Here is a 1,056-nt window from a genome sequence, read left to right on the forward strand (position 1 = left end):
CGGCGTTGTTGCAGAACTCCGTTTTCTGAGGGATTCACACTGCGAATCCAGTGGGCTAAGGGGCGAGTATGAGCAAGCCTGAGCCCACCCGCTACCGCACGATGAACTGGAAGTCCTACAACGATGCCTTGAAGCGGCGCGGGTCCCTTCTGATCTGGCTGGACAAGGACATGGTTTGGCGCGCACCCAAATCCGGATGCAATGGTCGGCCGCCGGTCTTCTCTGATGCCGCGATCCAGTTCTGCTTGATGGTGAAGGTTCTGTTCGGCCTGCCTCTGCGGCAAACGACAGGGATGGTGGCGAGCATCCTTTCGATGGCCGGGCTCGACTGGCGGGTGCCCGATTTCTCGACCTTGAGCCGCAGGCAGAAGCGCATCACGGTTCAGATCACGAGCCGCCGTGCGCCGGGGCCGCTGAACCTGCTGGTGGACAGCACCGGGATCAAGTTTCTTGGTGATGGGGAATGGCTTGCCCGCAAGCATGGCCCGCATCGCCGACGCCAATATCGTAAGGTTCATCTGGCGATGGACACGGCTACAGGTGACATCCGCGCCGTCGAATTCACCTCAAGCCGTGAAGGCGACAGCCCTGTTCTGCCCGACCTGCTCAACCAGATCCCAGAGGATGAACAGATCGGCACCGTCACCGGCGACGGTGCCTTTGACACCCGACGCTGCCACACCGCGATCCTGGATCGAGGCGGCACCGCCATCATCCCGATCCGGAGGAATGGCCGTCTCTGGAAGGAGGATTGCCCCGCAGCCAGGGCGCGCAACGAGATCCTCCGGGCAACCCAGCGCTTGGGCAGGGCCATATGGAAGCGCTGGTCAGGTTATCACGTCCGAAGCAGGATCGAGGCAAGGATGCGCTGCCTCAAGGCCTTCGGTGAACGCATCTCATCACGAGACCCGGACCGCCAGACCGCCGAAATCCATATCCGCATCGCCCTCATGAACCGCTTCAATGCCCTCGGATCCGCCGAGATCAAACGCGTGGCATGAACTCAACGCGGAAAGGGAAAACTGCGCTCACACACTGACTTCTGCAACAACGCCG

The 1,056-nt window shown here is 61.4% G+C and carries 1 protein-coding gene; it reads left to right on the top strand.

The features are described from left to right. The first annotated feature begins 68 nt into the window (after positions 1-68). The gene (locus ACDP63_RS24970; protein WP_026155396.1) at positions 69-1,001 is read left to right on the top strand and encodes an IS5-like element ISPpa3 family transposase; all 933 of its coding nucleotides are present in this window, start codon (positions 69-71) and stop codon (positions 999-1,001) included. The last annotated feature ends 55 nt before the right edge of the window (positions 1,002-1,056 follow it).

It is taken from the genome of Paracoccus sp. P2, from assembly GCF_046335115.1.
In the GTDB taxonomy this organism is placed as follows: domain Bacteria; phylum Pseudomonadota; class Alphaproteobacteria; order Rhodobacterales; family Rhodobacteraceae; genus Paracoccus; species Paracoccus pantotrophus.